Raw genomic sequence first — 4,012 nt, 5'->3', positions numbered from 1 at the left:
CGACAAGGACGAGTTCGTCGCAGCGGTCTTCGACTGGGTGATCGCCGACCTGGCGGCCACCACGCAGGCCGCGGTGGCCGCCGCACCGCCGGAGGAACGGACCAGCGCGGGCATGACCAACATCGTCCGAACGATCGGCGGCGACCCTCGGGTGGGCCGACTGCTGTTCAGCGCGCAGCTGGCCAACACCGTACTGGTGCGCAAGCGTGTCGAATCCAGTGCGCTCTTCGCGATGCTCTCTGGTCGCCACGTCGAGAACGCACTGCGGGTACCGGAGAACGACCGGATCAAGGCCGCCGCGCATTTCGTGGTTGGTGGGGTGGCCCAAACCATCGGCGCGTGGCTGGCCGGTGAAGTGCGGCTCGATCCCGATCAGCTGATCGACCAGCTCGCGTCATTGCTCGACGAGCTCGCCGACCCGAGCTTGTATCGCGATTAAATGGGGCGCGGTGCGCTAGTGGGCCGCCGGGATGCGGCGGTCGGCCGCCGTCCTGGGCACGGCCGGCGTATCAGCAGTTGTGAATTCCTTTATCCAGCAGGCAAACTCGAGCGTGATCCCGTCGGGATCCTGGAAATAAAATGACCGCACATAGACACCTGGATGCACCGTGGCCGAGACCTGCATCTCGCTTTCGTCATGGTTGAGCACCGGGCCGACCCGTACCCCTTTGGCCTTGAGGCGCTGCCGATAGTCGTCGAACTTCTCGGCCGGGACATGAAATGCCAAGTGGTTCATGGTGCTGACGGCGCTGGTGATCTCCCCGATGCCCGGGATGGCAGCCGGCGACGAGAGGCCCGGCACCCGGTCCGGCGCGTCGGCGAACCAGAAGAATGCAACGCAATCACCGTTGCCGGCATCGAAAAAGAAATGCTGACCGGTGCCCCCGGGCAGGTCAAGCGACTTGATCAACGGCATGCCCAGGATGTTGCTGTAGAAATCCACGGTGCGCGCCATGTCCGAGCACACCAGGGCGACATGGTTGATACCGCCAAGTTCGAACTCGGAGTTGGTGTTGTGCGGCTTGATCATCTCCGGGCTCCCGTCCGTCGGCAGTGCGCATCGCTGGTTTCGTGGCGGAGATCTGGATCTGAACCTAACATCAGATTCAGTTCTATTCCAGAGGTCGCGACGCTCCCGGAATCAGCGCGATCTCGCGGTCACGACGAAGGAGGCCCGCCGGTGTCGACGGTGTCCGAGCAACCGACCCGGCGTGCTCAGCTACCAACCAGCCGCGGCCGCCAAACCCAGGCCGCCATCGACGCCGCCGCCCGGACAGTTATTGCGCGCAAAGGCATCCTGGCCACCACCATCGCCGATATCGCCGCGGAGGCCGGCCGGTCGACGGCGTCGTTTTACAACTATTACGACTCCAAAGAGGCGATGGTCCGCGAATGGGCGTTGCGGTTCCGCGACGAAGCCAATCAGCGCGCGCTAACGGTCATCCGACCTGGCCTGTCCAACCGCGAGCGAGCGCAGCAGGCCGCTGCAGCGCATTGGCACACCTATCGAAACCGGCTGGCGGAGATGGTCAGCGTGTCGCAGCTGGCGACGGTAAACGATGACTTCGCCCAATACTGGACCGAAATTTGCGCCATCCCGACCACTTTCATCAACGAAATGGTGCGACGCGCCCAAGCGCACGGCTATTGCGCAGGTGATGACCCACAGCTGATCGCGGTGGCGATCGTGGCGATGTTCAACCAGTTCTGTTACCTCCAGCTCGCCGGTCCGGGTTCGGGCGCCGCCCGCACGCCCGACGACGAGGCCTGCATCAACACGTTGGCGAACATCTTCTACCGAGCCATCTATTGCCAGGAGGGTCGTTGAGGTGACTCGCACCAGCGGCACGCCCGGAGTCATCCGCGAATTCGTCGGATTGCCGTCGCCGACCGCCCGGCGCGCCGGTGCGGGCGGACACCCCTGCCAGGGGCTGTATCACCGGGGCGTCGGACGTAAACCGAAGGTCGCGATGATCGCCGCGCACTACCAGATCGACTTCGCTGAGCACTATCTCGCCGATTACATGGCGACCCGGGGCATCGGATTCCTGGGCTGGAACACCCGGTTCCGTGGTTTTGAGAGCACCTTTCTGCTCGACCATGCGCTGGTTGACATCGGCGTCGGTGTTCGCTGGCTACGCGAAACGCAAGCGGTGGAAACCATTGTGCTGCTGGGCAACTCCGGAGGTGGATCATTGATGGCCGCCTATCAGGCCCAGACGGTCGAACCCAACCTGACTCCGCTTCCGGGAATGCGGCCCGCAGCCGGGCTGACCGACCTGCTGCCCGCCGACGGCTATGTGGCCAGTGCGGCCCATCCCGGGCGCCCCGACGTGTTGACCGCTTGGATGGACGGCGCCGTCGTCGACGAGAACGACCCGGTCGCCACCGACCCCGACCTCGACCTGTTCAACCTGCGCAACGGGCCCCCGTACTCGTCGGAGTTCCTGACCCGCTACCGGTCAGCGCAGGTAGCCCGCAACCACGCGATCACCAACTGGGCCGAAACGGAACTGAAACGTATTCGGGCAGCAGGCTTTTCGGATCGTCCGTTCACCGTGATGCGGACTTGGGCCGACCCCCGAATGGTCGATCCGGCCCTCGAGCCGACCAAACGCCCAGCGAATACGTGTTATGCCGGCGTCCCAGCCAAGGCCAACCGTTCCGCGCACGGGATCGCAGCCGCCTGCACGCTGCGCAACTGGATGGCGATGTGGAGTCTGCGGACCGCCCAGACCCGCGCCGAGCCGCATCTGGCGCGGATCACCTGCCCTGCCCTGGTGATCAACGCCGAGGCCGACACCGGGGTTTTCCCGACGGACGCCCAGCGCATCTACGACGCGCTGGCCAGCACCGACAAAACGCTGTGCGCCATCAACACCGATCACTATTTCACCACGCCGGGGGCGCGCAGCGAGCAGGCTGACACCATTGCCAAATGGATAGCCAAGCGGTGGCGCTGAGGGTCCTTGCCCATTTCGTTCCCGGTCCTAAGGTTCTGGAATTTCTTGCGCCGGAGGCTGATTGGCTTGACATCCGTTGGTCCGCCGACGATGACTCCGCGGATTCGCAAGCCACGTTCTACCGGGAGTTACCCGACGCCGACGTGATTTGGCATGTGCTCCGGCCGCTTTCCGGTGCCGACCTGCTGCAAGCAACCCGGCGGCGGCTGATCCACAAGTTCGGTGCGGGAGTCAACACCATCGACGTCGACACCGCCACGCGGCGCGGTGTCGCCGTCGCCAATATGCCCGGCGCCAACGCGCCGTCAGTGGCCGAAGGCGCGGTGCTGCTGATGTTGGCCACCCTGCGCCGCTTGCCGGCCCTGGACCGGGCCACCCGCCAGGGTCGCGGCTGGCCATCCGACCCGGCGCTGGGCGAAACCGTGCGCGATATCGGCGCCTGCACGGTCGGCCTGGTCGGCTACGGCAACATCGCCAAACAGGTCGCGGGCATTGTCGCCGCGATGGGCGCCACGGTGCTGCACACCAGCACCCGCGACGACGGGTTGCCGGGCTGGCGCCCGCTGCCGGAGCTGCTGGCCGCCAGCGACATCGTTTCACTGCACCTGCCGCTGACCGACGACACCCGTGGCCTGCTGGACAACGCTGCACTGGCCCGCATGAAGCCCGGTGCGGTGCTGATCAACACCTCACGCGGCGCGATTGTCGAGGAAAGCGCGCTGGTCGACGCGCTGCGCGGCGGTCGGTTGGCCGGCGCCGGTGTCGACGTCTTCGACGTCGAACCGGTGCCGCCGGACAACCCGCTGCTCAGCTTGGACAATGTGGTGCTCACACCGCACGTCACCTGGTAAACCGTCGACACCATGCGGCGATACCTGGTCGAGGCCGTCGCCAACTGCCGTCGGTTGCGGGACGGAAAGCCGCTAGCCCATGTCGTCAACCAACCGACCGGTTATTAGATTGGCGGAAGAAGACCCGACGGAAGGCGACCAATGCCGATCGCAATAACTCCTGAGCATCAAGACCTGGCCGATTCGGTGCGATCCCTG

General features: G+C 65.3%; 4 protein-coding genes and 1 pseudogene. 4 read left to right on the top strand and 1 reads right to left on the bottom strand.

Annotation, left to right across the window (positions count from 1 at the left end):
• Positions 1-439, top strand: a 439-nt coding sequence (locus WAN71_RS10905; protein WP_422225337.1) for a TetR/AcrR family transcriptional regulator, incomplete at its 5' end; no start/stop codon positions are given.
• Positions 440-454: 15 nt separating this feature from the next.
• On the opposite strand, the gene WAN71_RS10900 is transcribed toward WAN71_RS10905, so the two are convergent.
• Positions 455-1,030 carry a VOC family protein gene (locus WAN71_RS10900; RefSeq protein ID WP_422225336.1) on the bottom strand — a complete coding sequence of 192 codons (576 nt, stop codon included), beginning with the start codon at positions 1,028-1,030 and terminating at the stop codon, positions 455-457.
• A 159-nt stretch (positions 1,031-1,189) separates the two neighbouring features.
• Here WAN71_RS10900 and WAN71_RS10895 point away from each other — a divergent pair, with 159 nt between their 5' ends.
• The 3 genes and pseudogenes from WAN71_RS10895 to WAN71_RS10885 all read left to right on the top strand — a co-directional run bounded on the left by WAN71_RS10895 (position 1,190) and on the right by WAN71_RS10885 (position 3,922).
• The gene (locus tag WAN71_RS10895; RefSeq protein ID WP_422225338.1) at positions 1,190-1,828 is read left to right on the top strand and encodes a TetR/AcrR family transcriptional regulator; all 639 of its coding nucleotides are present in this window, start codon (positions 1,190-1,192) and stop codon (positions 1,826-1,828) included.
• 1 nt (position 1,829) lies between these two features.
• Complete coding sequence (locus WAN71_RS10890) at positions 1,830-2,963, top strand: alpha/beta hydrolase (protein WP_422225335.1); 1,134 nt, start codon at positions 1,830-1,832, stop codon at positions 2,961-2,963.
• Positions 2,939-3,922: pseudogene (locus tag WAN71_RS10885) on the top strand (2-hydroxyacid dehydrogenase). Before WAN71_RS10890 ends, WAN71_RS10885 begins: the two are co-directional and overlap by 25 nt.
• The last annotated feature ends 90 nt before the right edge of the window (positions 3,923-4,012 follow it).

The organism is Mycobacterium sp. (genome assembly GCF_049280035.1).
GTDB lineage: Bacteria > Actinomycetota > Actinomycetes > Mycobacteriales > Mycobacteriaceae > Mycobacterium.
The sequence above is the reverse complement of the archived record's forward strand: the minus strand, read 5'-3'. Positions and strand labels throughout refer to the sequence as shown.

Bases quoted from the DNA above. Each gene is read 5' to 3' on its own strand.
- WAN71_RS10900 (WP_422225336.1), bottom strand. From the start codon at position 1,030: ATGATCAAGCCGCACAACACCAACTCCGAGTTCGAACTTGGCGGTATC.